Source organism: Paraburkholderia atlantica (genome assembly GCF_009362785.1).
Classification (GTDB): Bacteria; Pseudomonadota; Gammaproteobacteria; order Burkholderiales; family Burkholderiaceae; genus Paraburkholderia; species Paraburkholderia atlantica.
In genome coordinates this window covers 1-1,187 of record NZ_WHNQ01000191.1, presented here as the reverse complement: position 1 = coordinate 1,187, position 1,187 = coordinate 1, and the positions used below count along the sequence as shown (strand labels likewise).

Annotated in this window: 1 protein-coding gene; it reads left to right on the top strand. The window is 60.7% G+C overall.

Annotated features, from left to right (window positions below; translation table 11 throughout):
- Positions 1–75: 75 nt before the first annotated feature.
- A complete protein-coding gene (locus GCT19_RS42135) occupies positions 76–1,050 on the top strand; it encodes an IS5 family transposase (RefSeq protein WP_152855098.1) in 975 nt (324 codons plus the stop codon).
- Positions 1,051–1,187: the final 137 nt, after the last annotated feature.

The window sequence follows — 1,187 nt, the reverse complement described above, 5'->3', positions numbered from 1 at the left end:
GGCAAAGCTGATCAAGTCCACCGCAGAGCTACTCCGAGCGTTATAGCTCGGAGTGGATAAGGAAGGCAGAACAGGATGAAGCAGCAGACGCTGGCAATGGCAGCTGATGAAGGTGCGGGTTTCGAGACGCACCGCAAACGGACGCGGCGCGATGAGTTTCTCGATACGATGAATGCAATTACGCCGTGGGCTGAGTTGTGCGCGGTGGTCGAGCCGCATTACCCGAAGCGCGGCAATGGTCGCCCGCCGATTGGTCTGGAGCGCATGCTGCGCATCCATTTCATCCAGCACTGGTTCAACCTGGCCGATTTCGCGTGTGAAGAGGCGCTTTACGATAGCGTCAGTCTGCGTCGCTTTGCAGGTATTGATCTGGGCTGCGAGGCGGTACCAGACGCCACCACGCTGCTCAAATTTCGTCGTCTTCTCGAAACCCACAAACTGGGCGAGAAGCTGTTTGCCGAAGTCGGCCGGGTGCTTCAGGCGAGCGGCATGAAACTCAAGAGCGGCACAATCGTGGATGCCACGATCATCGGTGCGCCGAGTTCGACGAAGAATGAACAGAAGTCGCGCGACCCCGAGATGCATCAGACGCGCAAAGGCAAGCAATGGTACTTCGGCGCGAAGCTGCATATCGGCGTGGATAGCCAGAGCGGCTTGGCGCACAGCGCAGTGCTCACGCCGGCCAATGTGCATGACAAGCATCCGCTGCCGCAATTGCTGCACGGCCAGGAGCGGCGGGTGTACGGTGACAGCGCATACGCCAGCCAGAAAGCGCTGATCCACAGCAAAGCGCCGAAGGCGCGCGACTTCACGAATCAGCGCACGCGCCGCGCGGGTGCAGTCGATGAGGTGCAGCGCGGCAAGAACCGCCACAAGTCGAGGATCCGTGCGCGTGTGGAGCATGTCTTCGCGGTGGTCAAACGACTGTGGGGCTTCACGAAGGTGCGTTACCGCGGGTTGGCGAAGAATGCGAACCGGGCCTTCGTAGCTCTGGCGCTCGCCAACGTGTACCTGTCGCGCACGCGATTGATGGCACAGGTGTGCCCGTAATGGGCGAAACGCGGGCAAAACGCCCGCGTGCAATGCCCGCAAGGGCCAAAAGCCAAAGGGTGACGGTCGGCTTCACGACCTGAACACCTCAACATCGCCGACACGTCGCAAATTCAGCGGCTTGTTCAGCGTAGCCC

Excerpts from the sequence above, each read along its gene's own strand:
- GCT19_RS42135 (WP_152855098.1), top strand. The coding sequence starts at position 76 with ATGAAGCAGCAGACGCTGGCAATGGCAGCTGATGAAGGTGCGGGTTTC.